This is a genomic window from Burkholderia sp. BCC0044 (assembly GCF_902832955.1).
Lineage (GTDB): Bacteria > Pseudomonadota > Gammaproteobacteria > Burkholderiales > Burkholderiaceae > Burkholderia.
Map to the genome: position 1 here is coordinate 673,755 of NZ_CADFDO010000004.1, position 24,906 is coordinate 698,660.

The 24,906-nt window shown below is 64.0% G+C and carries 22 protein-coding genes and 1 pseudogene; 5 read left to right on the forward strand and 18 right to left on the reverse strand.

The features are described 5' to 3' along the window. Positions 1-183 precede the first annotated feature (183 nt). The 9 genes and pseudogenes from HWX14_RS25735 to HWX14_RS36620 form a co-directional block, all read right to left on the reverse strand. Positions 184-1,578, reverse strand: coding sequence for a TolC family outer membrane protein (locus tag HWX14_RS25735; protein WP_175885166.1), 1,395 nt, complete (start codon positions 1,576-1,578; stop codon positions 184-186). Next, positions 1,521-2,831, reverse strand: a complete 1,311-nt coding sequence (locus HWX14_RS25740; protein ID WP_175885167.1) for an HlyD family efflux transporter periplasmic adaptor subunit — start codon at positions 2,829-2,831, stop codon at positions 1,521-1,523. The genes HWX14_RS25735 and HWX14_RS25740 overlap by 58 nt, the downstream gene beginning before the upstream one ends. Continuing rightward, entirely contained in the window at positions 2,822-3,817 is a 996-nt protein-coding gene (locus tag HWX14_RS25745; RefSeq protein ID WP_175885168.1) for a GNAT family N-acetyltransferase, read from the reverse strand. Before HWX14_RS25745 ends, HWX14_RS25740 begins: the two co-directional genes overlap by 10 nt. After that, positions 3,814-4,395: a 2OG-Fe(II) oxygenase gene (locus tag HWX14_RS25750; protein WP_105787107.1), complete on the reverse strand. Its 582-nt coding sequence runs from the start codon at positions 4,393-4,395 to the stop codon at positions 3,814-3,816. Before HWX14_RS25750 ends, HWX14_RS25745 begins: the two co-directional genes overlap by 4 nt. Positions 4,396-4,458: 63 nt before the next feature. After that, positions 4,459-6,552: a peptidase domain-containing ABC transporter gene (locus HWX14_RS25755; RefSeq protein WP_175885169.1), complete on the reverse strand. Its 2,094-nt coding sequence runs from the start codon at positions 6,550-6,552 to the stop codon at positions 4,459-4,461. A 19-nt stretch (positions 6,553-6,571) separates the two neighbouring features. After that, positions 6,572-6,751 carry a hypothetical protein gene (locus HWX14_RS25760; RefSeq protein ID WP_146124490.1) on the reverse strand — a complete coding sequence of 60 codons (180 nt, stop codon included), beginning with the start codon at positions 6,749-6,751 and terminating at the stop codon, positions 6,572-6,574. Between the two features lie 30 nt (positions 6,752-6,781). After that, positions 6,782-7,723 carry a TraB/GumN family protein gene (locus tag HWX14_RS25765; RefSeq protein WP_175885170.1) on the reverse strand — a complete coding sequence of 314 codons (942 nt, stop codon included), beginning with the start codon at positions 7,721-7,723 and terminating at the stop codon, positions 6,782-6,784. A gap of 758 nt (positions 7,724-8,481) precedes the next feature. Beyond that, positions 8,482-9,033, reverse strand: coding sequence for a hypothetical protein (locus HWX14_RS25775; protein WP_175885572.1), 552 nt, complete (start codon positions 9,031-9,033; stop codon positions 8,482-8,484). Between the two features lie 67 nt (positions 9,034-9,100). Further along, positions 9,101-9,609 (reverse strand): annotated as a pseudogene (locus tag HWX14_RS36620) (ATP-binding protein); the annotation flags it as partial. On the opposite strand from HWX14_RS36620, the gene HWX14_RS25785 reads away from it, so the two are divergent. Then, positions 9,559-9,879, forward strand: coding sequence for a LysR substrate-binding domain-containing protein (locus HWX14_RS25785; RefSeq protein WP_279611842.1), 321 nt, complete (start codon positions 9,559-9,561; stop codon positions 9,877-9,879). The pseudogene HWX14_RS36620 and the gene HWX14_RS25785 overlap by 51 nt on opposite strands. A 395-nt stretch (positions 9,880-10,274) precedes the next feature. Here the strand turns inward: HWX14_RS25785 and HWX14_RS25790 are convergent, their stop codons facing one another. The 9 genes from HWX14_RS25790 to HWX14_RS25830 form a co-directional block, all read right to left on the reverse strand. Continuing rightward, the gene (locus HWX14_RS25790) at positions 10,275-10,805 is read right to left on the reverse strand and encodes an OsmC family protein (protein WP_175885172.1); all 531 of its coding nucleotides are present in this window, start codon (positions 10,803-10,805) and stop codon (positions 10,275-10,277) included. Between the two features lie 60 nt (positions 10,806-10,865). After that, the gene (locus tag HWX14_RS25795) at positions 10,866-11,936 is read right to left on the reverse strand and encodes a substrate-binding domain-containing protein (RefSeq protein WP_175885173.1); all 1,071 of its coding nucleotides are present in this window, start codon (positions 11,934-11,936) and stop codon (positions 10,866-10,868) included. A gap of 167 nt (positions 11,937-12,103) precedes the next feature. Further along, positions 12,104-13,165: an ABC transporter permease gene (locus HWX14_RS25800; RefSeq protein ID WP_175885174.1), complete on the reverse strand. Its 1,062-nt coding sequence runs from the start codon at positions 13,163-13,165 to the stop codon at positions 12,104-12,106. After that, positions 13,162-14,724 carry a sugar ABC transporter ATP-binding protein gene (locus HWX14_RS25805; RefSeq protein WP_175885175.1) on the reverse strand — a complete coding sequence of 521 codons (1,563 nt, stop codon included), beginning with the start codon at positions 14,722-14,724 and terminating at the stop codon, positions 13,162-13,164. Before HWX14_RS25805 ends, HWX14_RS25800 begins: the two co-directional genes overlap by 4 nt. A 102-nt stretch (positions 14,725-14,826) precedes the next feature. Continuing rightward, complete coding sequence (locus tag HWX14_RS25810; RefSeq protein ID WP_175885176.1) at positions 14,827-16,209, reverse strand: LLM class flavin-dependent oxidoreductase; 1,383 nt, start codon at positions 16,207-16,209, stop codon at positions 14,827-14,829. Between the two features lie 26 nt (positions 16,210-16,235). Beyond that, entirely contained in the window at positions 16,236-17,003 is a 768-nt protein-coding gene (locus HWX14_RS25815; RefSeq protein ID WP_175885177.1) for an ABC transporter permease subunit, read from the reverse strand. Next, positions 17,000-17,734, reverse strand: a complete 735-nt coding sequence (locus HWX14_RS25820) for an ABC transporter permease subunit (RefSeq protein WP_175885178.1) — start codon at positions 17,732-17,734, stop codon at positions 17,000-17,002. Before HWX14_RS25820 ends, HWX14_RS25815 begins: the two co-directional genes overlap by 4 nt. Before the next feature lie 4 nt (positions 17,735-17,738). Continuing rightward, complete coding sequence (locus HWX14_RS25825) at positions 17,739-18,542, reverse strand: transporter substrate-binding domain-containing protein (RefSeq protein ID WP_175885179.1); 804 nt, start codon at positions 18,540-18,542, stop codon at positions 17,739-17,741. 177 nt (positions 18,543-18,719) lie between these two features. Continuing rightward, on the reverse strand, positions 18,720-20,027 hold the full coding sequence (locus HWX14_RS25830) for an NtaA/DmoA family FMN-dependent monooxygenase (protein WP_175885180.1): 1,308 nt from the start codon (positions 20,025-20,027) through the stop codon (positions 18,720-18,722). A gap of 347 nt (positions 20,028-20,374) precedes the next feature. Here HWX14_RS25830 and HWX14_RS25835 point away from each other — a divergent pair, with 347 nt between their 5' ends. From HWX14_RS25835 to HWX14_RS25850, 4 genes are all read left to right on the forward strand, one after another. Then, complete coding sequence (locus HWX14_RS25835; RefSeq protein ID WP_175885181.1) at positions 20,375-21,541, forward strand: MsnO8 family LLM class oxidoreductase; 1,167 nt, start codon at positions 20,375-20,377, stop codon at positions 21,539-21,541. Beyond that, complete coding sequence (locus HWX14_RS25840) at positions 21,538-22,113, forward strand: GNAT family N-acetyltransferase (RefSeq protein WP_175885182.1); 576 nt, start codon at positions 21,538-21,540, stop codon at positions 22,111-22,113. The genes HWX14_RS25835 and HWX14_RS25840 overlap by 4 nt, the downstream gene beginning before the upstream one ends. A 75-nt stretch (positions 22,114-22,188) precedes the next feature. Continuing rightward, positions 22,189-23,829 carry an ABC transporter substrate-binding protein gene (locus HWX14_RS25845; RefSeq protein WP_175885183.1) on the forward strand — a complete coding sequence of 547 codons (1,641 nt, stop codon included), beginning with the start codon at positions 22,189-22,191 and terminating at the stop codon, positions 23,827-23,829. A gap of 61 nt (positions 23,830-23,890) precedes the next feature. After that, the gene (locus HWX14_RS25850) at positions 23,891-24,901 is read left to right on the forward strand and encodes an ABC transporter permease (protein WP_175885184.1); all 1,011 of its coding nucleotides are present in this window, start codon (positions 23,891-23,893) and stop codon (positions 24,899-24,901) included. The last annotated feature ends 5 nt before the right edge of the window (positions 24,902-24,906 follow it).

Consider the following 24,906-nt stretch of genomic DNA (forward strand, 5'->3'; position numbering starts at 1 on the left):
ATTGCTTGGCAAGCCGCCTTCGCAACGCCCTCAAACCGCCGATGACGAGTGATTGATGCACCGCGAGTGAAAATTGAATGCGGTTCAGCGGTTGACATATAGTTTCATAGCGGTAGCGTCGGCCCAACGGGGTTGTCTGATAGCAGCAGCGCACGACATTGATTGACTCGTCTCCGTCGGAGATCATTGCACATTCGTTCCCTCGTATATCTCGCGATTAAGCTCGGCGACATAGTATTCAGTGAGATCGGTTGTCAACCGCTTCAATTTAACCTCGGACTGCAGTGCATCAAAAGTCGCCCTGATGGAGTCGGTCTGAGCTGCATATAACCGATCCTCCGCATCGAGCACGTCCACATTGATCTTGACGCCAAGCGCGTATGCCTTTCGGGTCGCGTTGCGCGCTGTAACTGCCGCACGAATGGCTTCGGACAGCGCATGCACCCGAGAAAGGCTCGACGTTAAAGTCAGGTATGCCTGACGTGTTTGCTGACGCACGGTTCGAATGGTCTCAACCAGTTTGCTATCGGCCGAGTCTTTTTCGTCGAGTCGCTGGCGCGTTTTCGCGATCGTGGAGAATCCGTCGAAGATCGGTACGCTAATCTGAATACCGATCGCGTCGGAGTGACCAGCCCGCCCCAAGAGAATGTTGGTCTGGCTTTCCAGATAGGTCGCCGAGCCGCGACTGTGGCTGAGCACGAGCTCCACGGTCGGAAGAAATTCGCTGCGGGCCTCCTTGATTTTCTTTTCGGCAATTCGCGTTTCGAGTCGCGATCTGGCAATACCAAGATTTTCTCCCTCGGCCCGATCCAGCAGATCGGTCAACTCGCCCGGCGACACTGGCCGCAGCGTCCACGCGGACGGCGGTGACTTCACTGTGACTGAGTCGTCGCCAGCGATCTTGCGCAGCTTACTCATCGCGATCTCGACGTCATTCTCAAACTCGGCCAGATCAGCGTCGGACCGAGCGAGTCTCGCGTGAGCATCGTCCACGTCAACCACCGTAACCACACCCAATTCGAACGCATGCCGCGCCGACTCCAACGCTTCCGCCAATGCGACTCGGTGCGCTGCTGCTGCGCGTTGTCTGGCTTCCGCAGCCAGGACGTCGACGTAAGCGGATATCGCATCGGCCAACAGATTCTGGTGCGCCTCCGCCAGCGCGATCGCGTCGCGCGCTTCGGTCAATCTCGCCTCGTCGAGGGTCTGCCATTGCCCGACATTAATCAATGGCTGGGTAAGCGAGAGCGTGAAGCCGTTGGTATGGAAATCCTTTGCGCCCGTGTTTTCCCCGACCAGTGTGCTTCCTTTCTGCATCTTTCCCGATAATGAGACGCGGGGAAGCAAGCCCGCCCTGGCCTCCGGCACGGCCTGCTGTGCCGCGCGAAATTCCGCGCGTGCCGCAGCGAAAGCGGCATTCGCGGTCTCCACATGGTCAATCGTCTGCACGAGATCCCATGCCGGTGCGGCAGCCTGTGCAAATGCCGCCGGCAAAGCAGCCTGACCCAGGGACAGCGCGACTATCGCACGACGCCACCGTAGCGCCCCGAGATCGCGTAGAGCGGCTCCAAAACCCATTCGTAGATTTTCCTCGTTTCGAGAAGGATGTCGGCGTCGACCTTCATACCGTCCTCGAGATTGACTGACCGGCCGTATGCTTTCACCGTCTGCTCATCGAGCTGAACGCGTACTCGATACAGCGTTTCTCTCGAATTGCTGTCCTGCTGCAACAACGTCGGCGGGAGTGCGGTATGCGCTATTTCGATTACGTGACCACCATATTGGCCAAACTTTTCGTACGGAAATGCTTCGTAGCGCAGCAGTACCGCCGAGCCGATCGATATGAGACCGGCTGCGCGGCTCGGCACATACAGGTCTACCACGCACTGCGCATCGTATGGCACCACGCTCACCAAAAGGGTCGCCGACGTAACCGACTGGCCTGGATCGTAGAGCGCTGCCGTGACCCGCCCGCGGATCTGAGAATAGACAACGATTTCCCTCCGGCCCTCGTTGTCGGCAAGCTGGGCACTGAGATCAGCCAGCTTCTGGTCGTACCCGGACAACTCGTTTTGCGCCTGCAGCGGGAAATTACGCTGAGCGCTTTGGGATTGCTGCAAACCAGACAACGTCGCTGCCATATCGCGTTCGACACCGGCCAGTTTGGCTTTCACATCGAGGTTGTCCTGGACTTTCTGCTGCAATTGCGCGAGCGGAAAGTACCCTTGCGCTGCGAGCTGTCGATAGCGGCTGAGGTTTTGCTCATTCGCGTCAACGAGTTCATGCAATGCGCTCGCTTGTGCTCGCATCTGACGGAGTTCGGCCTGAAGATCGCGGACCTTATCGTCGAGCGCTTTTCGCTCTTCGACGAGAATCCGGCTGCGTCGGCTTTTCTCGCTGGATATCTCGTCACGCCGCTCGTTCAAGCTGACGGTGATCGCCTCTTGAGTCTGACCAACGGATGCGCTGCGCCTGTCGCTGTCGATCACGTACAGCGGCGTGCCATTTTCGACCAACTGCCCTTCGTTCACCAGACGTTTGACGACTGTTCCATCGACGGACGCATATACGTGTGCAACCTTTTGCGTCAATTGCACCTGCCCGCCGACGCGCACCCGCCGCGTATAGTTACCGAAAGCGAGAAACGCGCATACTGCCAATGCAAATGCCAACGATGCAATCGTCAGCACCCAGCGCGGCACTTCCTGCGAAAGCAGGACCGTGCCGGGCAAGGTGCGTTGACGGAATTCGAGTGCAGTTTCACGGAACAATGGCCGAGTCAACACATCCGCACGCGGACTCGAAACATCCGAATCGACGTTTATAGCCACAGCGCAAAACTCCCACCGGTAGCATCGAGGCCGAGCCGCTCAAAATAGGCGCGCGAACGCACTACGTTATCGCCAAACGTGTCGAGCATGCGAAGTTCAACTGCGCCGACTGCCCGTGCCCATCGTTTGAATTCATGCAGAAGTCGTAATCCGATCAACCCTCTCCGCCGCGGCGCGACATACAGATGTTCGCATAGCGCTACCTTCGCGTTGGTCCAGGAAAGCTCGTGGAGCACTCCGTGCAGAAAACCTTGAGGTTCTCCGCCGATTCGGGCAACAAGAACACAATGACCCGGATCGACAATTGCCGACGCGATGAACCTCTTCGTCGACGCTTCATCGAAACGAATCGAAGCGTAGCGGCTATCGACGTGCAACTGGCGTGCAAATGTGAGAATTGCAGAACAATCGCCTGGATCTGCCGCGTCTATCGTCAGATGAGCAACTTGCGCGAGACTATAACGGGGTGCCGATTTTGCGACGATCTCATCGATCATCGACGCGTTTAGCGCGATACCGGCTCTCTTGGCTGACACCGGAATACTTTGCAGGAATTTTTTTCCGCTGCCCTGTTCGATCAGGTTCGCGCATTCCATCTCGATTAGGCGGCCAAGCAACGCTTTCGGCACGGCTTTCGCCCTCCCGGAACGGCGATCGATGAGTTTTCCGGTCGCGCAAGCGTCGAGCCACGCCTGAGGTCGTTCCGACGAACAGAACAAGAACGCCAATTCCTCGGCTTCGCGTCCGATCAACTGTGCGACGAGCGGGCGGGCGTGGAGGCCAACCAGTGTCGTCTTGAACCGGTTCGTTCCATATACGCTGTGAAAAAGTCCGGCAGCTTGGACGTCCCCATCGCATTCCCATCGTTTCAGCAGATTTTCGACCCCGAGCAGATGATCGAGGAACGTGCGCCCCGAATGCGAGACCTGGCCCGCACCGGTCTCGACCAGAAATGCTACTTGCTCTTCATGTGATCGTCTGCTCATACGCCGGCCTTTTGGCTCTTGAAAACGATCGAAACACGCAGTTCCGTGCACTCACGACTTGGCGCATGGGCTGCATGCGGAATGGAGCCCGGAAAAGAAACAATTCGCCCGGGTCGAGGATAAACGGCTTTCACGATATCCTGCCCGTCACGCGTATAGAACAGCGTCTCTCCGGACCAGTTCTTGTGCCAGCTCTGATGTGCGTAGTAAATCGTCGAAAAGTAGTTCTCGGTATCGTCGTTATCCGTGTGCACATAGCCCTCGACACCGTAGGTATGACTGTTCGCATAAACCCGCAGCGGTTGGTGTCCCTTCAGCGGGCCAGCGGACAGCAGTTTCCACAGTTCGTAGACTGGGCCGGCCGCCGCGTTATTCGACAGTTCCACCTCGCAGTTCGCCCGACTCTCGATTCCGCCGCCCGCGAAACTGGCATGCCAGAAACAGAAGCGGTCGCGACGGACGTTCGAACGCCAGCCGTATTGCCAAATCGGGCGACGGACCAACTCGCTAAGGCCTTGGCGCAAAGCAGCCGGCACCAGGTCGTCGAAAACAACGATCGTTTTTGCAATGTGCTCCAATTGGCTTCCCCGTTTTTACTGATATGTACCGCAGGTGGGGCCGTCGACTTGCGAACGTGCCCGTTACATGGCCGACACGTCGATAATCCGGTCCGCGCTGGCGATTGTTTCCGGTCGATGTGCGACGACGATTCTCGTCAGCGAAAGTTTCTTGATCGCGTCGTTCACGCGCTTCTCATTTTCCACGTCCAGGTGACTAGTGGCTTCGTCGAGGAGCAATACTGACGGCTGTCGATACAGTGCCCGTGCGAGCAGTACGCGCTGCTTCTGGCCACCGGACAGGACCGAACCCATATCGCCAACCATCGAATTAAAACCCATCGGCATGCGGTTGATGTCGTCTTCGATGGCCGCGATCCTGGCGGACTCACGAATGCGAGCGTGGTCCGGCATTTCGTCGAAGAAGCAGATGTTTTCTGCCAGGGTGCCCGCAAATAGCAGGTCTTCCTGCATGACCGTTCCGATGAGTCGACGGTGCGTCATCGTTCCGAGTGCCTCAATAGGGGAATCGTTTATATGAACGGCACCTGACGTCGGGCGCAGCAAGCCGGCAATAATTTTCAGAATCGTCGTTTTTCCGCTGCCACTCGCACCCACAATCGCGACATGCTCACCAGGATCGACAGTCATACAAAATTTTTTGACGACTTCCGCTTCCTCGTCGGCATAGCGGAACGAAACATCTTTCAGCACTATCCTTGCCGCGGGGAAATGCGTTGCCTCGACACCCGTCGTACGCACTTCTTCCTTTTCGTACATGATGTCGGCCAGGCGGTTCAGCTGGACGTCCAGCATGCGAAATTCGTATGCCTTGTCGACGAGGCTCGTCACACGTTTGGAAAACTGCTCTCGATATGAAAGGTAGGCGAGCAACATGCCGATCGAGAACGCCTTTTCGATCACGGCATTGGCACCCATCACGACGACGATCAGATTTTCGGCACGAAAGATAAAGCTATTTGCGCCGTGGAAGAACACCAGCAACCGCTGCGTACGCAACCATGCGTTCTTTTGTCGAACGATCTGGTTCAACCAGCCGGCGACTCGCGAATGTTCCTTGCCGAACAGTTTGATGCTTTGAATGCCGCGAACGCTTTCGAGCAGATACGTCTGTTGCTTGGCGTCGAAGACGAACTGGCTCTCGTTGGCAGATCTCAGTGCGCCGTACAGTGAAATCCGTAACACGATGTAGATTGCCAGCGCGCAGACGCTAATCAGCGCAAGCTTCGCGTCGTACACGATCATCATCACGAGCGTGCCGATTGACATCGCGCCGTCGAGTACAGCTTCTACCACGCTCGTGCTGAGCGTGTTCTGGATGACGTTGATCGTATTGACCCGGGTAACAATATCGCCGAGGTGCCGTTTTCCGAAAAAGCTGCCCGGCAAATGAAACAATCGACTACCGACGTTGGCGAGCCACTGCACGTTGAGCGATGCGCCCATGTGCGCAACAATCCAAGCGCGCAAGGCTTCGATGGCAGTCTGCGACGTCCAGACAATGCCGAATCCGATGGCAAGGGTCAATACCAGTTGTTCGTCACCGGTAACAAGAGCCTCGTCGGTTACCCATTGTACAAAGAACGGTGTCACGATCGTGCAAACTTCGATCGCGATGGCGAGCAGGAATATCTGCCAAAGCGATCGTTTGAGTCCGACAATGCGTCCAGTCAACTCGCGTACCCGAAGCTTTTCTTTCCGCTTCGCCCGTTTGAATTCCGGGTTGGGCGTTAGTTCGAGCGCGACGCCTGTGAAATGCCTGGACAGTTCCTTCCATTCAACAGTGCTGCGTCCGAGTGCCGGGTCGACGATTTCCACGCCCGAGGAACGGACCCGTTCCAGCACGACGAAGTGATTGAAACTCCAATGCAGAATGCAGGGTAGTTGCAAGTGACGCACTTCATCCAATTCGAGTGACAGTGGGCGCGCCGTCAGTTTCAGATGGCTTCCGATCTCCACGAGGTTGGCGAGCGTCGTGCCTTTGAGGGATACCGAAAAGCGTTGACGCAACTGGCGCAAATCGATTTCATGACCATGGAACGACGCGATCATACAGACGCAAGCTAGTCCACATTCGGCCGCCTCGTTTTGAAGAACGACCGGAACCTTCTTGCGCAATCCGATCTGAAGATTGCCAAATATCTCGAAGAGATTCATGAGGGCAGCAGTAGAGCGACTAGCCGACCAGCGCTTTGACGCCGAGCGCGGCGATGAATATGAGAACCACGATCACCGTGTGTCGCGTCCACTTCGATTGTCCGATTCGGCCACGCTCGGATAGATGCCGTACGCCCAGCGTGATGAGATAGGCCAGCACGCCGATGATGAGGGCGGAGAGAATCGCGTGTTTGTTCATGTTCGAAATTTTGTGTAGGTTGAGCTTGTCTCAGGCGACATCGATGACGAATCCTCTAGCCGCAAGGAGCGTCAGCAAGCCACTGGGTCCGTTGAAGTGGTTGAATCCAACCGCGACGGAAATTGGAGCTGCGATAGGGAATTGCGTTTCAGCCAAGATCCTGTCGGCAAACCGATGGTTTCGCTGATCCAGCATTTTTTCGTTGACGATTTTGTCGATACGCGGGGAGTAAGGATCGAGGGCTGAAATCTCCGTCGCAACTTGCCCGACATCTCCTGTCAGCCATGCTTCCGCAATGCGTGTCAATGCTGTATTGGTTTGTGCTGCGGTCGCGTTCTGTTCAAGATAGCTACGGAGCATCGCGTCTTGAATGTCCTCTGGAAACGAGTCAAACATCACAAACTGTTGCTCAATGCTTTCAAAGCTTTCTATCGGGACATCGTGGCGACGCGCTTCCGCCACGATCTTCGCTTCAACGCTGGTCAGCTTGCCGAGGTCCGCATTTCGCTTCTCGATGTCCTGGAGCAGGATCGAGATGGCCCAAGGTTTCAGTCTTTTGATTTTCTCGATCGGTACCTTAATCGCGTTGATGCGGGTGATGAGAAGTGCGGCGGTCAGCGCAGTCAGATGCATGAACACGTCGTCGTCGTTCGGGTAGCTGCAGTGCCTTATCGCATTCGCCCGGTCGGTGGCGTCATCAGGATTGGCTTCAATAAATACCTTGGCAGACGCGGCGATTTTCTCGACGATACGAGGCGGTAGCCGTTCGTGACGAGGAAGCACGTGAATCGTCGGAATGAGATTGACCACGAGGCCTGTTCCGGAGACAGCTTTCCAGGAAATCCCGTTATTGGGGGCCGATCTTTTCGGCATCGAGGTGTCATCTTGCGGTGCAGCGTCGGCACCGGGAGCAATAGCGTTGATCATGAAAGAAATCACGACTCTCACAAAATCACGGCGGGAAATCGACATACACAATCCACTAGTAGCCAAACGACAGTCGATACCTAACGCCAACTTTGCGTGGTTCGGTCAATACCGCGGGCCTCGACCCAAAGCCGGCCCGCGGCACTTCTGCTAACGGTTAATCACCGCCGCCGTCTCCTCCGCCATCGCCCCCATCGCCGCCGTCCCCGCCATCGCTGGAACCGTCGTCGCCCGAGCTATCGCTGGAATCGCCGCTAACAGCATCACCAACTGCTTCACCGACGGCCTCCCCCGCAATAGCTCCCACCGCGCTACCCACTGCTGCGCCGACCGGCCCACCCACTTCACCGCCGACAAGCCCGCCGACAGCAGCACCGACCGCATTCCCTACGTCACCGGCAGACACGCCACCACTCGGGATTACAAGCTCGTTGTCATTCAGGAGTCTCATGATTGAAAATCTCCATTTCGTTGGATTCTATTAATCGAATGCCCGCTATAAAAGCTTCGGTGAAAATGCAGCCCCGGGAGATTACACGCACGTCTGCGGTTTATCCACTGCATCCACGTCACGGTAAATCGTGATTTTTGCCATACGGGCCGAGCGAGACTATCAAAGCCAACTGGAAAAATCTATTCGATACACCTTTCATGAGCACAAGAAATAATTTCCAGCAGAAAGGTTTTGCATTTAAGATGAAAGATATGCCTGCCATATTAACGACCTCTCTGTCGAACTGTCATATTCGACAGGTCTATATGAAGCGATTTGCGGAATAGAGAGCGGAAGTCCCAAATATTGATCAACCGAGATGGCGTTCGTAATATCTCCGTGTCAACGCCTTGCGGTACTCGGGTTTCATCGGCCGAGCCCTGTCCGGCGCCCAACCCCCACCTCCGTAACTGCCCCCACAGAAGGCGCATCGATATGGCGATTCGAGCAGCCGAATATTCACGATGTAGGGGGCCTCATAGCCGCAGCGGCGGCACGCGGTTTCCAGTTGCCGATAATATGCCGGGGAGGTGTTGAATTTCAGCATCTGGTGCACCACGCTACGGTAGCCGCGAGCAATACAGCTGCGACAGTGGCGAAACAGCGGGCTGTACTGGCGCCGCTGACTCGGGTGCAGCAGCCCGATCTCGAGCGACGCATAGGGGATACCGAGGACGCAGTGTAGTCGCGTAACGCTGACGCTTCCGAATTGCAGTACTACGCCCTCGTACGGGTCGATGTCGGGGCCCATCACCCACGCAACAACGTTCCCGGGTAATGCCTTTACCCTCTCGAACTTCCACAAAATCGACACGAGCGATTCGCAGGGATCCAGCCAGCGCTTGTTGAACACGTAGCCCATCGACGGTGTGAGCTTTTGCTCGTCGAGCGTCAGAATCGGCAAACGCAGCGGTTGGAGCGACGCTCCGCTACGCTGTAGCGAGGACGTGGCCGATCGCACGGCGAGACTGATTAACCACATTGATGCGCCGCGTGCTGCCACAAGGCCGGCTCGGGACAGTAACCCGGCGCATCCACTAACTCGCTTTCCTTCAAAACGATTTAGACCGCACGTGCGAACGACTCCATCGGAATCTCAAGACGGCCCGGCAGACTTGCCTTGTGGCGGGCCGCCTCAAACGCCCGCCAGAACTCACCCGCGTCGTCGAGCAAGCGATAGCCAGCGTCGAAAGCCAGCGGCAGATAGAATCGCGTAAAACTCCAGCCGCTCGCCTCCGGATACGCGGTCTGGTCGTAACCGTTCAGACAGGTCGCGACATCGTCAACGTTGCGAATCCCGTAAAACGGCAGCTCTTCCACCATCAAGCGCGACGATCTGGGTCTTACCAACAATCTGCAGGGCGGTTTTCTGGGAGAGCAGTTCCTGTTGGCCGACGAGAAACGTGAACAGCTTGATCTGCTGGCGATCGAGCGCATCCTCACCGAAACCATCATCATGAATGATCCCGCCGCGATGCGCGAGGCCACACGTCTCGGCTTGGGGGTGTCGTTGATCGCACTGTTAGATGTGCTGCCCGATTTGGAGCGCGGGGATCTGATTCGGCTGCTGCCGGACTGGCACGCCGATGTCGGCGCAATTTCACTCTATTACGCATCACGCACGCTCATTTCGGCCAAGACACGTGTCTTTGTCGATTTCATCGTCAACGCTTTCAAGACCGACCGGGTGGGCCACGTCAGTCCGTAGCGGAAAGCGCGTCCAGAGTCGGGCAATCGCTGGTCCGAGGTGGTGAGGAGGCGTAGGCAGGTCGTGGGCCTCGGCCGATCCGCCGTCGGTCTCGATCACGACATCGACGGCCGGTCCACCTTCGACGCCGCCGTTGATGTGACGTCGTGACGAACGGCAGTAGCGGGGTCGGGCAGAGACATTCAAAACGCCCGGTGCGCGCGCTTAGCGTACGAAAAATTCCCTTTCTTGAGGCCACCCCAACTAGCGCCATGACCGCCCTCGTCGGGCGCGCGATGGTGCGAATCCGTCAACGCCACGCATTCGCATCACGGCCATCGGGATAAGATAAGTATTCTTATCACAATATGCCGATTTCATTTCCAAACTCGGCGGTGCAGCAATCCGTCAGCGCATCACGCGCGGGTATGCCGCAATTCCCCATCGATATGCTGCGGCAACCTCAGCAGATTAAAGATCGGGCACACCTCCTCGACCGCCTGATGCAGCGCCCGAATGGCCTCCGGCGGCTCCGGCGACACGATGTCCAGCGTATAGCGGATGTTGTGCGGAAATACCGGCACATGCTCGAACCCCGGCTGCTGCGCGAGCGGATGCTGGTCGCCGGTGACTTCGACTTCGATCGCGTCGATCTTCAGCCCCCGCTCCGCGGCCTGGATCAACGTGATGTGCGTGAGGCAACTGCCGAGCACGCCAAGCTGCAGTTCCGGCGATGCAGGCCCGAGGTTATAGCCCGCGAAATCGGGCGGGCTGTCGCTGATCACCTGGAAATCGCGAATCCGGATCTCGCGCACGCCGCTGCGACCGAGCGCGCGCACGGTCGCCTTCAGCGACGTCGCCTTGAAATCGGGATCGTTGCGGGCGGCCTGCTGCTTCGCGCGCCACGCATCGCGCTTTTGCGCGAGATAGTCGTTCAGGGTCGTCATGGTCATGTCATCGGTAGGCGGCACGCAGGCGACCGATCGGTTCGCTGCGCGCCGGGGCGATCAGTCGACCGCCGGAATCCACGCGGCCGTCGCCGCGTCGCTCGCGCGGAACGCCGGAAACTTCGCGCCGAGTTCGGCCACGGTGTGAATGTCGTTCTTCACGAGATCGTCGCGCGTGATCAGCGTCGGCTTGACCGCGATGCGCGCGCCCGGGTTTTGCCCGGCGACCAGCAGCGCCGCGGCCCGCACCGACACCGCGCCGACGACCGCCGGATTGGTCGCGGCCGTCGCGACCCATGCGCTGTTCGGCGCGCGGATGGCCTCGATGTCGGCCGTCGAGACGTCCGCGCTGTAGATGTGGATTTTCGACGACAGCCGGGCCTCGTCGGCCGCGAGCTTCGCGCCGCGCGCGAATTCGTCGTACGGCGCGAACACCACGCGAATGTCCGGATTCGCGCGATACGCGGCGGCCGCCTGGTTCGCGACCGACTGCGCGATCGGATTGTCGACGGTGCCCCAGCGCGCCTTTTCCTGCACCTTCGGGTGCGCACGCTTGAAGTCGCGCCACGCGGCATCGCGACGGTCGAGCGGCGCGAATCCGGCCACGTACACATACCCGGCCGAGAACGCGTCGCCGTTGTCCTTCAAGGCCTGATCGAGCAGCAGGTTCGCGAGGTCGCGATCGTTCTGCTCGATCTGCGGCACCTTCGGATTGGCGAGATCGACGTCGAACGCGACGACCTTGATGCCTTTGTCGAGCGCACGCTGAACGACGTCCTTCAGCGATTCCGGCAAGCCGTGATTGACGATGATCGCGGACACGCCGATGCTGATCGCCTGCTGAATCTGCTCGCGCTGTTCGGCCGCATCCTGCCGGCCTTCATAGATGCGCAGATCGACGCCGAGCGCGCGTGCCTGCTTCTGCGCGCCGGCTTCATAGGCCTGGAAGAAATCGCCGGTCGACAGGTAGTTGACGAGCGCGATCTTCACGCCGCCCTTGTCGAACGGCGCCGGCGCACCCTTGAGGGGGCCGGCGTGTGCAGTGGGCATACCGAGCGCGAGTGCGGCGCCCAGTACGAGTGCACCGAGTTTCGGTTCGAGGCGCGACTTTCGGTGAAGCAACGAGCGCATGGCGTGTCTGTCTCCGTATAGGACGATATCGGCTCAATCTATCAGCACGGCACGCGAACTCAAACCGACCGATTCGGCAATCGATATTACTTTGGATAACAAACGGTCAAGCTTGCAGATTACTCGAACCTTTGAGCGCCGAAACCGAGTCTCGGCACCCTCACCCGTCACGCCCGGGCATCCGTACGGCGACCGATGCCGAACGTAAACGCGAGGGCGAGCACGAGCAGCACGCCCTTGATGAAATCCTGCATATAGTAGGGCGCGTTCAGCATCGTGAGCCCGTTGAGCAGCACGCCGACGAACACCGCGCCGACGACCGTGCCGAACACGTTGGGCCGCTTCGCGCCCCACACCGCGTAACCGATCAGCGCGGCCGCCACCGCGTCGAGCAGCAGCGAGTGGCCCGCGCTCACGTCGCCGCGGCCGACCCGCGCGGCGATCAGCACGCCGCCCAGCGACGCGATCGCGCCCGACACCACATACGCGGCGATACGGTAGCGCGCGGCCGGCGCACCGGCCAATCGCGCAGCCGTTTCGTTGCCGCCGATCGCATAGATCACGCGGCCCCAGCGCGTCGCTTCCATCGTGACGCAGGCCAGCACCGTCACCGCCGCGAGCAGCAGCACCGGCAACGGTACGACGTCGAACACGCGCAGCCGGCCGAGCGCGAGGAACGCGTCGGGAAATACGCCCGTCGCGTCCGTGCCGTCGGGCAGCACGGAGCCGGTCGCGAGCGAACGGCCGCCGGTCGGGATCAACTGCAGGCCGGCCAGCAGGAACAGCGTGCCGAGCGTCGCGAGCTGGTCGGGCACGCGCAGCCGCGTGATCAGCAAGCCGTTGAACAGCCCGGCGGCCACGCCAAGCACGACGCAGGCGAGCACGGCCGCCCACGCGCTGCCGTGCCAGACGACCAGTACGTAGCTCGCGGCCATCTGCGCGGTCGCGGCCACGCTGCCGACCGACAGGTCGAAGCCGCCGGCCGCGAGCGTGATCGTCACGCCGATGCCGAGCAACGCGACGATCGACACCGCCTGCAGGATGCTGAACAGATTGTCGACGTTCAGGAACGCGGGCTCCTTGAGCGCGAACACGACCACGAGGATGGCCAGCACGAGCAGGATGCCGGTTCGTTCGAGCGCATCGCGGATACGGGCCGGCACGGGGCGCGACGACCGTTCGACGGATGCGGCTTGATGCACAGCGGAAGAAGAAGTCACGGGTTTCATGAGCAGGCACCCACGATGGAGGAAGTCGGATACAGGCAATCGAGCGTCGCGCGATCGAACCGCACGATACGATCGGCGATCTCGGCGGCTTCCTCGAGATCGCTGACGAACACGATCGTCGTACGCTCGTGCGCATGACGCCGCAGCGTATCGACGATATCGGCGCGCGCGCCCGCATCGATGCCCTGGAACGGCTCGTCCAGCAGCAACAGCCGCGCCGGCTCGGCGTGCCAGCGCGCGAGCACGACCTTCTGCTGGTTGCCGCCAGACAGGTGCGCGACGCGATCGTCGGGCCCGTCGCAGCGAATGCCGAACCGCTCGATCGCCGCCGCGGCGGCCGTGCGCTCGCGCGTTCGGCGCACCGCACCGCTCGCGAACCAGCGCGACAGGAACGGAAAGCCGATCGTGCCCGCGATCGATGCGAACGGCACGCTGTCGGGAAACAGCGACGTGCGCCAGCGATCCTCGCCGGCCAGGAATACGCCGGCGCGAATCGCGTCGGCCGGCGAACGGGGCCGCCACGACCGGCCGTCGAGCGTCATCTCGCCGGCCGCCGCCCGCACCGCGCCGAAGATCGTCCGCGCGAAGCGCGACTTGCCGCCGCCGACGGGGCCCGCGATCGCGACGATCTCGCCGCGCCGGACGTCGAGGTCGAACGGCGTGCTGGTCGGCGTCAGCCGGATCTGCCGTGCGCTGAAGCCTGAGCCGGCCACGGATTCGGCCTGTGCGGCCCTCTCTGGCGCCACGGCCCGCGCACGCGGCAGCGGCCGCCCGATCATCGTTTCCACCGCGGCGTCGAAATCGATCGGCGCGGCCAGATCGGCGACGATCCGGCCGTCGCGGACGATCGCCGCGCGATCGGCAATGCGGCGCAAATCGCCGAGCCGATGCGACACCAGCAGGATGGCGACGCCGTCGCGGCGCAACGCGTCCACCAGCACGAACAGCCGCTCGGCCTCCGCCGCGGACAGGCTCGCGGTCGGCTCGTCGAGAATCAGCAACGACGGCTGCCCGGCCAGCGCGCGCGCCAGGGTCACGCGCTGCTGGTCGGCCAGCGACAGCGAGGCGAGCGGCGCCGCCAGGTCGACGTCGAGGCCGACCCGCGCGGCGAGCGATCGTGCCGCGTCGCGGCGAGCTGCCGGCAGCACGCGCCACGGCGACGCCGGATCGCACAGCCGGTCCAGCAGCAGGTTGTCGGCGATCGACAGCGTCGGCACGACGGCGTCGGCCACCGACTGGTGCACGGTCGCGACGCCGAGCCGCTTGGCCGCGTGCGGCAACGCCGGCCGATACGGTTCGCCGCGCAGCGTCAGCGTGCCGCCGTCCGCTTGCAGCGCGCCGCTCAGGATCTTCACGAAGGTCGACTTGCCTGCGCCGTTCGCGCCCATCAGTGCGACGACTTCGCCGGCGCCGATCGACAGGTCGAGCGCCGACAGCGCGACGGTCGCGTCGAAACGCTTCGCGATGCCCGTGGCGCTCAGGACGGGCGGCGACGCCGATCGAGGGGGGCGATCTTCGCGCCGCGTCGCGTCCACGGTTTCGTTCGTCGCGCGATTCATGCCGGAAGATCCCGGTCGGCACGATGCGGTTGCAGCAGGAACAGTACGTCATCGGTCATGTCACGCCACTCCGCGGAAAGTCGTTCGGTATCGATCGGATCGTCAGCCCGCTTCAGGCACGGGAAACCGGAACGAAGCGCCATGGGCCGTGTCCGGCAGGCGGTCGCGCCCGCTCAGCCGTGAACGGAACGTGCCGCTCGCCGGCGTCGCGCGGTACAGGCCGCGCTTCTTCAGTTCCGGCACGATCAGTTCGGCGAAATCGTCGAGCGTGCCGGGGCTGATCAGCGGATTGAGCATGTAGCCGCTCGTCGTCGACTGCCGCGCATGCTCGGCGAGCTGGTCCGCGACTTCGTCCGGCGCGCCGACGAGGATCAGGTCGGTGCCGCGCGTGACGCTCGCGAACTTGCGCCGCACGTCGCCGGCGGTGAGCGGCTTGCCGCTGCCGTCCGGCCGCACCACGTAGGACGTCAGCCCTTCCGTCTGCGTCGTCAGCGGTTCGTCGTCCGCATAGCGGTCGATGTCGATGCCGGTGTCGCCCGCATAGCTGACGAGTTGCGCGTGCTGGTGATAGTGCTGCTGCAGCGTGTGGTATTTCTCCTTCGCGTCGCTCGACGAGGGCGCGGTCACGATGCGCAGCACCGTCAGCGACTTCACGTCGTCCGCCGCCCGGCCGCGTTCAGCCGCGAGCCGGCGAATCTCGTCGAGGCCCGCGCGAATCTCGTGCGGATTCGACTTCGCGACGAACACCACCTCGGCGTGCTTCGCCGCGAACGCGCGCCCGCGCCCCGACCAGCCGGCCTGGATCAGCACGGGCGAGCGCTGCGGCGACGGTGCGCACACGTGCGGCCCCTGCACGCGGTAGTGCGTGCCTTCGTGCGCGATCGGTCGCACACGGTCGCCACGCGCATAGCGCGGCGCGTGCTTGTCGGCGACGACCGCGTCGTCCGCCCAGCTTCCTTCCCACAGTTTGTACACGACGTCGAGGAATTCCTCCGCGCGCGCGTAGCGTTCGTCGTGGCCGATCATCCGGTCGAGCCCGAAGTTGCGCGCCGCGCTCGACAGGTAGGACGTCACGATGTTCCAGCCGATCCGGCCGTTGCTCAGATGATCGAGCGTGCTGAAGCGGCGCGCGAGCGCGAACGGGTGCTCGTACGTCGTGCTCGCCGTCACGCCGAACGCGAGCCGCTCGGTCTGCGCGACGAGCGCCGGAATCAGCATCATCGGATCGTTCGCGGGCGCCTCGACCGCCCACTGCACCGCCGCGTCGGCCGACCCGCCATAGACGTCGTACAGGCCGAGCACGTCCGCGAAGAACAGCATGTCGAGATCGGCCTGCTCGGCCGTGCGCGCGAGGTTCGACCAGAACGCGAGCGTGTTCGCGCGCAGCCGTTCGTCGGCGGGATGGGTCCACAGGCTCGGCGCGCCGCCGCAGCCGACGCTGGCTTGTTCATACAGGGAAAACAGCAAGGGGCGAGGATCGGACATCGTCGAAATCGGTACCAGGGCAGGAATCAGTTGGGTGCCGCCCACGCGCCGGCCGACGCGCGGCGGCGCGGTGCGGGCACGCGGTCGTCGGGCGTGCGCGTCAGGTAGCGATTGATGCGCTTCTCGAGACGGGCGGCGGGAATGGTCAGCAGCGCGACCAGCACGACATAGACGATCGCCGCGCCGGCCAGCGGTTCGTATACGCGCAACGTCTCGAAGCGCAGCGTATTGGCCGTGCCCATCACGTCGAACACGGTCACGGTCGACGCGAGGACGGTCGATTTCAGCAGCAGGATCGCCTCGCCGGTGAGCGCGGGCAGCGCAAGCCGCCATGCGCGCGGGCCGACGATGCGGCGCAGCACCTGCACGCGCGTCATCCCGTATGCGTGGCCGGCCTCGATCTCGCCGGCCGGCACGCCGGCGATCGCGCCGCGCAGGATCGTCGCGACGTACGCGCTCTCGTTCACGCTCAACGCGACGATCGCGTACCAGAATGCGTCGCGCAGCAGCGGCGACGCCCAGCTGTCGCGCATCCATTCGCGCGGAACGATCTGCCCGAATCCGTAGTACAGCAGATAGAGCTGAACGAGCAGCGGCGTGCCGCGGATCAGCATCAGCCAGCCGCGCGCGGACCAGCGCAGCGGCGTATGGCGTGCACCGGCGGCGAGCGCGAGCGGCACGCCCATCAGCACGCTGGCCGCACCCGACACAAGCGTCAGCGCGAGCGTGGTCGGCACCGCGGCGAGCAGCTTCGGCATCACCGTGTCGAGCAGGAAAGGCAGCGAGAAGATCATGTCGTCGCGCGCCTCGTGCCGCGGTTCGCATGCCGCTCGAGCGCCGCGAAAATGCCGGTCGACGTGATGCTCAGCAGCAGGAACAGTGCGGCCGTGACCAGATAGAAGAAGACGTAGTGCCGCGTCGCGCCGGCCGCGAGCTGGCTCGCCTTCAGCAGATCCGTGAACGAGCCGAGCACGCTGATGAACGACGCGTCCTTGGTCGCGTTCAGCCAGACATTGCCGACGCCCGGCAGCGCGAGCCGCGCGGCGGCCGGGAGCCGGATGCGCGCGAACGTCTGCCAGGGCGTCATCCCGTATGCGTGCGCGGCTTCGATCTGCCCGACCGGCACGTTGACGAGCGCCGCGCGGAAGATGTCGGTGAGATACGCACCCTGGATGAAACCGAGCGACAGCGTGGCGACGACGAACGGATCGAACGCGAAGTCGCCGGATACGATGCCGCTGCCGCGCAGTGCGTTCTCGATGGCGGGTGCGACCGCGTAGAACGCGAGCAGCAGGCACAGCAGCTCGGGCAGCGCGCGCACGAGCGTCGTGTAGAGGCGCGCCAGCCACACGAGCGCCGCGTATCGCGACAGCTTGCCGAGCGCGCCGGCGATGCCGAGCAGCACGCCGGTGCCGAACGACGCCGCCGCGACGCCGAACGTCAGCGCGAACGCGCCCGCGAACACGCGGCCATAACCGCCGTCGCCGAAGGCGAGCAACACGAGCAGCGAATCGTCCGCGGCCATGGGGTCAGCGGCCCTTCTCGATCGTGCCTTTCAGGTTCGGATAGCGGGCGGTGATCGCATCCCACGTGCCGTCCTGCTGCAGTTGCGCGATCGCGGTCGACAGCTTGCCGCGCAGCGCATCGCCGTGCCGCACGCCCGCGCCGATGCCGAGCCCCAGCACCGGATTGTCCGCGCACGTGGCCTTGACCTCGAAATCCTTGCCGTCGCGCGACGCGAGGAACGCCGTGAACAGCCCCTTGCCTTCCTGCACGTAGTCGACGCGACCGGACACCAGATCCGCGAGCGCATTGTCGAACTTGTCGAACGCCTTGATCTGCGCGTCCTGCTTGAAGCGGGCATCGAGGAACGCCGAGAAGTTCGTGCCGGCCTCGACGCCGATCACGCTGCCCTTGAAGGTCGCGGGCACCGCGCAGTCGACGCGGCGGCGGTCGCTTTTCGCGCCGACGAACACCGTCGGCGATTCGTAATACGCGCGGCTGAAATCGATCGCTTTCTGCCGTTCGCCGGTGATCGTCATCGACGACCAGATCACGTCGATCTTGCGGTTCTGCAACGCCGGAATCAGGCCGTCCCATGCAATGTCGGTGAGCTCGCACCGCACGTTCAGCTTGCCGCACGCGGCATCGAGCACGTCGATTTCCCAACCCTTCCACTTGCCGCCGGCGTCCTTCGAAAAGAACGGCGGATACGATTCGGCGTCGATGCCGACGCGCAACGTCGGCTGGGCCGCATGGGAAATCGGCGCGAGGCCGAGCACGAACAGCGCGGCCGCGACACGGCGGACCCTGGAACGCATCAAACGATTCATGTGGCGCATTTCTGAAATAACGTCGGAACGACCGGCGTGGCAGCCGGCAGGAGGCGTGACTGTAATGCGCGCCGATGCGTGTACCAAATGGTTATTTTTGCGATGGATATCTGATCGTGCGATATGCGCCGAACCGCGCACCGGCCAACGTCCTCGCCCGGTACGCGGGTCATCCGTTCACGCCGCCACGGCCTCGCGCCGCAACGCCGGCAGTTCGAGATTCGCGCGGAAATCGCCGCCCACATAGTCGGTATCGAGCAGATCGCGCCGCCGCAATTCGGGCAGCAAGCCGTTGAGCAGCAGGTCTTCCTGATCCGGCTGGCCGAGCCCGTGCAGCGACAGCACGTCGACGAGCCCCGCGCGATAGCGCGCCTCGATCGCATCGGCGAGCTGCTCCGGCGTGCCGGCGACGAACCAGTGGCCGGTCTCCTGCGCGCGGATGATCAGCTCGCGCAGCGTCAGCCGCTGGCGCGCGTAGCCGACGAAGATCGCCACGCGTCCGCGCCGGCGGTGCACGCTGTCGATCGCCGGCAGCAGCGACGCCGGCAGCGGCTGGTCGAGCGGCAGGCCGCTCAGGTCGACACCGCCGCCCAGCATGTCGGCGAGCTTCAACCTGCCCTGTTCGTAATCGATGCGTTCATGCTTGTCGCGCAACCGCCGCGCGACGTCCGCATCGGATTCGCCGATCACCGAATGAAACGAGTTCATCACGAGCGGCGGCCGGTCGCCGCGACCGAATGCGGCCGCCTGCCGGTGCAACTCGGCGACGAACAGGCGCGCATCGTCGAGCGTCGGCTGCGACGTGTAGACGACTTCCGCATACCGCGCGCCGAGCGCCACGCCGCTCGCCGACTGCCCCGCCTGGAACAGCACGGGCCGCCGTTGCGGCGAAGGCGGCACGTTCAGCGGCCCCTGCACCTGGAAATGCGCGCCGCGATAGTCGATCGCGCCGAGCTTCAGCGGATCGACCGAAATGCCGCCGCCCGGCCCGCGCCGCGTCGCGCGCGGATCGTTCGCGTCGAACAGCGCGTTGACGACTTCGACGAATTCGGCCGCGCGCGCATAACGCTGCTCCGGGTCGGGCAGCGCCGCGTCGCCGAAATTCTCCTCGCCGACCGACGACGTGACCGCGTTCCATGCGGCGCGGCCGCCGCTCACGTGATCGAGCGTGCCGATCAGCCGCGCGAGGTTGTATGGATGGTGATACGTAGTCGACACCGTCGCGACGAGCCCGATCGCCGATGTCGCCTGGCTCAGCGCCGCCAGCGCGACGATCGGCTCCTGGCTGCCGGTGGTCCCGGCGAGGCCGGCCGCATCGGCCTGCAGCAGGTCGGCGGTAAAGAGGCCGGTGATCTTCTCGGCTTCCGCCTTGCGCGCGAGCGCCGCCGCGCGCCGCACGCCCTGCGCGACGTCCGCATCGCCGGGCGCGTACAGCACGCTCGCCGCGCCGACGAGCGTCTTCAGCCGTCTGCGTGCGCCGCTCATGACGCGGCTCCGGTCGTCGCGCGATGGCACGCTGCGAGCGCCGTACGTCGTTCGCGTTGCTCGTTCATTCGTATTCCTCGTGATTCCGTTCGGTCGGAGAATCGGAGCATGCCGGCGGCCATCGCGACGGCGAGCGGACTCGCGTCGGACCGTCGGACAGGCTCCACGCACGCGCCGCGAGGCGCGCAGCCAACGACCATAACGCAAGCCCCCCGGGCGGCCGGAACGAATATTTTCGGCTTTCGATATTCTTCTTGATTGTTTGACCGTGCGAACGTCGACGCAAAATAATTCGGCATGCCAAATCCGTTGATCAGGCCGTTTCGACCCGCGCCGATCGCTTCATCATGACGTTCGACGCCCTCCGCTCCCACTTCGATTTGTCCGCTTTGTCCGCATTGCCGTTCCGCTTGAGCGTGCTCGACAAGAGCCCCGTCGCGCCCGGCGAAACCGCCGCCGACGCGCTGGCGCGCAGCGTATCGCTCGCACGCTTCGCCGATGCGGCCGGCTATCACCGCTACTGGCTCGCCGAACATCACAACACCGCCGCGCTCGCATGCCCGTCGCCGGAAATCCTGATCGCGCACGTGCTCGCGCAGACGCGGCGCATTCGGGTCGGATCGGGCGGCGTAATGCTGCAGCACTACAGTCCGTACAAGATCGCGGAAAACTTCAACCTGCTCGCGTCGCTCGCGCCCGGCCGCGTCGATCTCGGCATCGGCAAGGCGCCGGGCGGCCTGCCGCTGTCGACGCGCGCACTGCAGGCCGGCTACGATCCGGCGCGGCGCGCGTCGTTCGCCGATCTGGCCGAGGAACTGAATCGCCACCTCCAGGGCGACGAGGCGACAGCCGACGCGGCCGGTCAGGATGGCGCCGCGCTGCACGCGACGCCACGCCCGCCCGAGCCCGCGCAACCGTTCCTGCTCGGCGCCAGCGCGGAAAGCGCGACGCTCGCCGCGCGGCTCGGCTGGGCGTTCGTCTACGCGTCGCATCTGAATGCGTCCGCGACGGATCTGGAACGAACGTTCGACACTTATCGCCAGGCGTCGGGCGGCTGCACGCCGCTGCTGGCCGTCTCCGCGATCGTCGCCGACACCCGCGACGCGGCGGCGCAGCTCGCGAGCGGACATCAGGGCTTTCGCGTGCAGGTGGGCGACACGCCCGCCGTCAACGTCGGCAGCCTCGAACAGGCGCATGCATACATCCGTCAGGCCGGCGGCGGCCCGCACCGGATCGAGCCGCGCGAAACGCGGATCGTGCACGGCACGCGCGACGACGTGCTGCGCGAGCTCGACGCATTGCATCGTCGTCACGGAATTAGCGAATTCGTCGTCGATACGCCGGTCGCCGATGCCGCGCCGCGGATTGCGTCGCTGCGGTTGCTCGCCGGCGTACCTGCCGACGACGATCACGACACCGCGGCGGCGCGCGACACACTCGGCGGATCGAACGCGCGAGCCCCGCACGCGCGCACGACCACGCATCAACCGGACTTCGAGGGCACCGTGCCATGACCGATACGATCCGCATCGCCGGCGCGGACGACGTGCCGGCCGTCTATGCGTTGCTGCAGGACGCCTACGCGCCGCTCGCGGCGCAAGGCGTGCACTTCACGATCACGCGCTCGCCGATCGAACGCGTCGCGCAGACCGTTGCGCGCGAAACGACATTCGTGCTCGAACACGCGACACCCGCCGGCCGCCCGGCGCTCGCGGCCACGTTGACCGTGCGGTTTCCGTGGGTATCCGGCGAACGCCATCGCACGCCCTATCCGTTCCTGCACTGGTTCGCGGTCGCCCCCGCGTTCAAGCGGCAGGGATTCGGCAACGCACTGATCGCGCACGTCGAGACGCAGTTCCTGGCGTCACAGGTGAAGGCGCCCGCGACGTATCTCGCGACCGCGACCAACCATCCGTGGTTGCAATCGTATTACGAGCGGGGCGGCTACCAGCCGTTCGACCGCTCGACGAACGCGCTCGGCACGCCGCTCGTCTGGCTGAGAAAAATCCTGATCCCGGATCTCTACGCTGATCCTGCGGCGGACGATCCCGCCCGAAACCCGTTGCGCATCCACGCGAACGCATGAAGTGACGTGACGCGCCGGCCCACGCAGCCACGCGAACCGCATCCACCGCTACCACCTCGTAAAAGGCTTTCTCGCATGACATTCGCATTTCCGGATTCCGCGCTGCGCGCGTCGCGCCGCACCGTATCGGCCGCGCTGCTGCTCGCACTCGCACTGCCGCATGCGGCGTTCGCGCAGGGCGCGCCCGTCTCCGGCGGCACGCTGACCTGGGGCGTCGAAACCGAACCCCGCACGCTGAACCCGCAACTGAACGGCCAGGACAAGGTCGAGCTGCTGCTGCGCAACGCGTACGAAAGCCTGCTCGCGCAGAAGCCCGACGGCAGCTACGTGCCGTGGCTCGCGACCGGCTACAAGGTCTCCGCCGACGGCAAGACCTATACGTTCGCGCTGCGCGACGGCGTGAAGTTCACCGACGGCGCGCCATTCGACGCGAAGGCCGTCGCCCGCAATTTCCTGAACGCACGCGAACTGTCGTATGCGGCCGGCAGTCAGCTCGCGCGGCTGATCTCGCACGTCGCGGACGTCAAGACGCCGGACGAGCACACGGTCGTCGTCACGCTCGACGCGCCGTATGCGCCGTTCCTGACCTTCGCCGGCCGGCTGCCGCTGCTGTCGCCGAACGCATTCGACCGGCCCGGCCTGAAATCGGGCGGCCCCGACATCGCGGGCACCGGCCCGTTCATCCTGCGCCGCTACGTGAAGGGCCAGGAAATCGAGTTCGCGAAGAATCCCGACTATCGCTGGGCGCCGCCGACGGCCGGCCACCAGGGCCCCGCGTATCTCGATCGCGTCGTCTACCGGTTCCTGCCCGAATCGTCGGTCCGCACCGGCGCGCTGCTGTCCGGCCAGGTCGACGTGATCGAGGGCGTGTCGGGCAACGACGCCGCGCTGATCCGCAAGAACGCCGATTTCACCTACCGCCGCGCGCTCAACACCGGCACGCCGTACTCGCTGTTCCTGAACGTCGGCTACGGCCCGACGCAAGACGTGAAGGTGCGCCGCGCGCTGCTCGAAGGGCTCGACACGACCGGCATCGTGCAGTCGATCTACCGCGGCGAGCGCACGCGCGCCTGGGGCATCACGTCGCCGATCGATCCGTTCTACGACGCGTCGATCGAAAAGACCTACGGCAACCACCCTCAGCTCGCGAACCAGTTGCTGGATGAAGCCGGCTGGAGCGCGCGCGATAGCGGCGGCTACCGCACGAAGAACGGCGAGCGACTGACGATCGCGGTCGTCCAGGCGCAGGCGACCGTGCGCGATCAGCGCGACGTGCTGCTGCAAGCGCTGCAGGCGCAGGCGCGGCAACGGCTCGGCGTGGACCTGAAGATTCAGTACGTCGACGACGGCACATACGTCGAGGCGCGCAAGAGCGGCAAGTTCGGCTCGATCGCGAACTCGAACACGCCGCCGGACGGCATCGACATCGAAGGCCACTACCTGCCCGTCGATCGCGGCGGCGCGCTGAACTACAGCCGCGCGGCGGCGCCCGAGCTGACGCGCTGGCTGCAGGCGGCCGCGCGCACGCAGAACGTCGCCGAGCGCAAGAAGCTGTACGGCGAGCTGCAGCACTTCGCGATCAACGAGCAGGCGTACGCGCTGCCGCTGTACGAGCCGGAAGACCAGATCGCCGCCGCGAAGGCGGTCCAGGGGCTGCGCTTCCGCTCGTTCGCGCAGATGCCCGAAAACCCGTACGACGTGTGGGTGAAGAAGTAAGCCGACGCGTGTCGGCCTGCCTCGCATCGCCCATCGCGCCACCCCGACAGGAGAGTCGACCATGAACCGTCCGTCGTCCGCTTTCGTCGCCGTCCCGGACGCGGCGCCTGCCGCGCCGCAGCCGGCCGCGTGGCGCCGCTGGCTGCGTTCGCCGATCGCGACGCGGCTCGCCACCGGCGCGCTCGTGCTGTGGGCCGCGGTCACGCTGTCGTTCGCGGCCGTGCATCTCGCGCCCGGCGACATCGTCGGCATCCTGATCGGCGAGCAGTTGAGCACGCCGGAGATCGAAGCCGCGATCCGCCAGGAATGGGGACTCGACGAGCCGCTCGCGCTGCAATACGTGCATTACCTGTGGCGCGTGCTGCACGGCGAGTTCGGCCGCTCGTACATCCTGAACACCGACGTCGCGCCGCTCGTGCTCGGCCAGCTTTGGCCGACGCTGAAACTGACGGGCGCGGCGCTGGTCGTGACGATCGTGTTCGCGGTCGGCCTCGCGGTGCTGACGGCCGGCCGCCGCTGGGCCGGGCGTGCGGCATCGGGCGTCGAGCTGCTGCTCGCGTCGACGCCGTCGTTCTGGCTCGGCATCATGCTGCTGTTCGTGTTCAGCTTCACGCTGAAGCTGTTCCCGGTGGCCGGCGATCGCGGCTTCGCGTCGCTCGTGCTGCCCGCGCTGTCGCTCGGGCTCGCGCAGGGCGCGGTGATCGGCCGCGTGCTGCGGCAAGGCATCGAGCGCGCGCTCGACGAACCGTACGCGCTCACCGTGCGTTCGTGGGGTATCGGCGGGCTCGCGCTGCGCGTGCGCCATGCGCTGCGCCACGCGGCGCTGCCGGCCGTCACGCTCGCCGGCTGGCTCGTCGGCGGCCTGCTGAGCGGCGCGGTGATCACCGAGCAGGTGTTCGGCCGGCCCGGCCTCGGCAAGGTGACGGTCGACGCGGTGCTGTCGAAGGACATGCCGGTGATCCTCGCGATCGCGATCCTGTCGGCGGCCATCTACGTCGCGCTCAGCACCGCCGTCGACCTGCTGTACCTGCTGATCGATCCCCGCCTGCGCGACCGCCGCGCACCGCGTTGAACCGG

Excerpts from the sequence above, each read along its gene's own strand:
- HWX14_RS25735 (WP_175885166.1), bottom strand. The coding sequence starts at position 1,578 with ATGGGTTTTGGAGCCGCTCTACGCGATCTCGGGGCGCTACGGTGGCGT.
- HWX14_RS25745 (WP_175885168.1), bottom strand. The coding sequence starts at position 3,817 with ATGAGCAGACGATCACATGAAGAGCAAGTAGCATTTCTGGTCGAGACC.
- HWX14_RS25755 (WP_175885169.1), bottom strand. The coding sequence starts at position 6,552 with ATGAATCTCTTCGAGATATTTGGCAATCTTCAGATCGGATTGCGCAAG.
- HWX14_RS25760 (WP_146124490.1), bottom strand. The coding sequence starts at position 6,751 with ATGAACAAACACGCGATTCTCTCCGCCCTCATCATCGGCGTGCTGGCC.
- HWX14_RS25765 (WP_175885170.1), bottom strand. The coding sequence starts at position 7,723 with ATGTCGATTTCCCGCCGTGATTTTGTGAGAGTCGTGATTTCTTTCATG.
- HWX14_RS25775 (WP_175885572.1), bottom strand. The coding sequence starts at position 9,033 with ATGGGCTACGTGTTCAACAAGCGCTGGCTGGATCCCTGCGAATCGCTC.
- HWX14_RS25790 (WP_175885172.1), bottom strand. The coding sequence starts at position 10,805 with ATGACGACCCTGAACGACTATCTCGCGCAAAAGCGCGATGCGTGGCGC.
- HWX14_RS25795 (WP_175885173.1), bottom strand. The coding sequence starts at position 11,936 with ATGCGCTCGTTGCTTCACCGAAAGTCGCGCCTCGAACCGAAACTCGGT.
- HWX14_RS25800 (WP_175885174.1), bottom strand. The coding sequence starts at position 13,165 with ATGAAACCCGTGACTTCTTCTTCCGCTGTGCATCAAGCCGCATCCGTC.
- HWX14_RS25805 (WP_175885175.1), bottom strand. The coding sequence starts at position 14,724 with ATGAATCGCGCGACGAACGAAACCGTGGACGCGACGCGGCGCGAAGAT.
- HWX14_RS25810 (WP_175885176.1), bottom strand. The coding sequence starts at position 16,209 with ATGTCCGATCCTCGCCCCTTGCTGTTTTCCCTGTATGAACAAGCCAGC.
- HWX14_RS25815 (WP_175885177.1), bottom strand. The coding sequence starts at position 17,003 with ATGATCTTCTCGCTGCCTTTCCTGCTCGACACGGTGATGCCGAAGCTG.
- HWX14_RS25820 (WP_175885178.1), bottom strand. The coding sequence starts at position 17,734 with ATGGCCGCGGACGATTCGCTGCTCGTGTTGCTCGCCTTCGGCGACGGC.
- HWX14_RS25825 (WP_175885179.1), bottom strand. The coding sequence starts at position 18,542 with ATGAATCGTTTGATGCGTTCCAGGGTCCGCCGTGTCGCGGCCGCGCTG.
- HWX14_RS25830 (WP_175885180.1), bottom strand. The coding sequence starts at position 20,027 with ATGAGCGGCGCACGCAGACGGCTGAAGACGCTCGTCGGCGCGGCGAGC.
- HWX14_RS25835 (WP_175885181.1), top strand. The coding sequence starts at position 20,375 with ATGACGTTCGACGCCCTCCGCTCCCACTTCGATTTGTCCGCTTTGTCC.
- HWX14_RS25840 (WP_175885182.1), top strand. The coding sequence starts at position 21,538 with ATGACCGATACGATCCGCATCGCCGGCGCGGACGACGTGCCGGCCGTC.
- HWX14_RS25845 (WP_175885183.1), top strand. The coding sequence starts at position 22,189 with ATGACATTCGCATTTCCGGATTCCGCGCTGCGCGCGTCGCGCCGCACC.
- HWX14_RS25850 (WP_175885184.1), top strand. The coding sequence starts at position 23,891 with ATGAACCGTCCGTCGTCCGCTTTCGTCGCCGTCCCGGACGCGGCGCCT.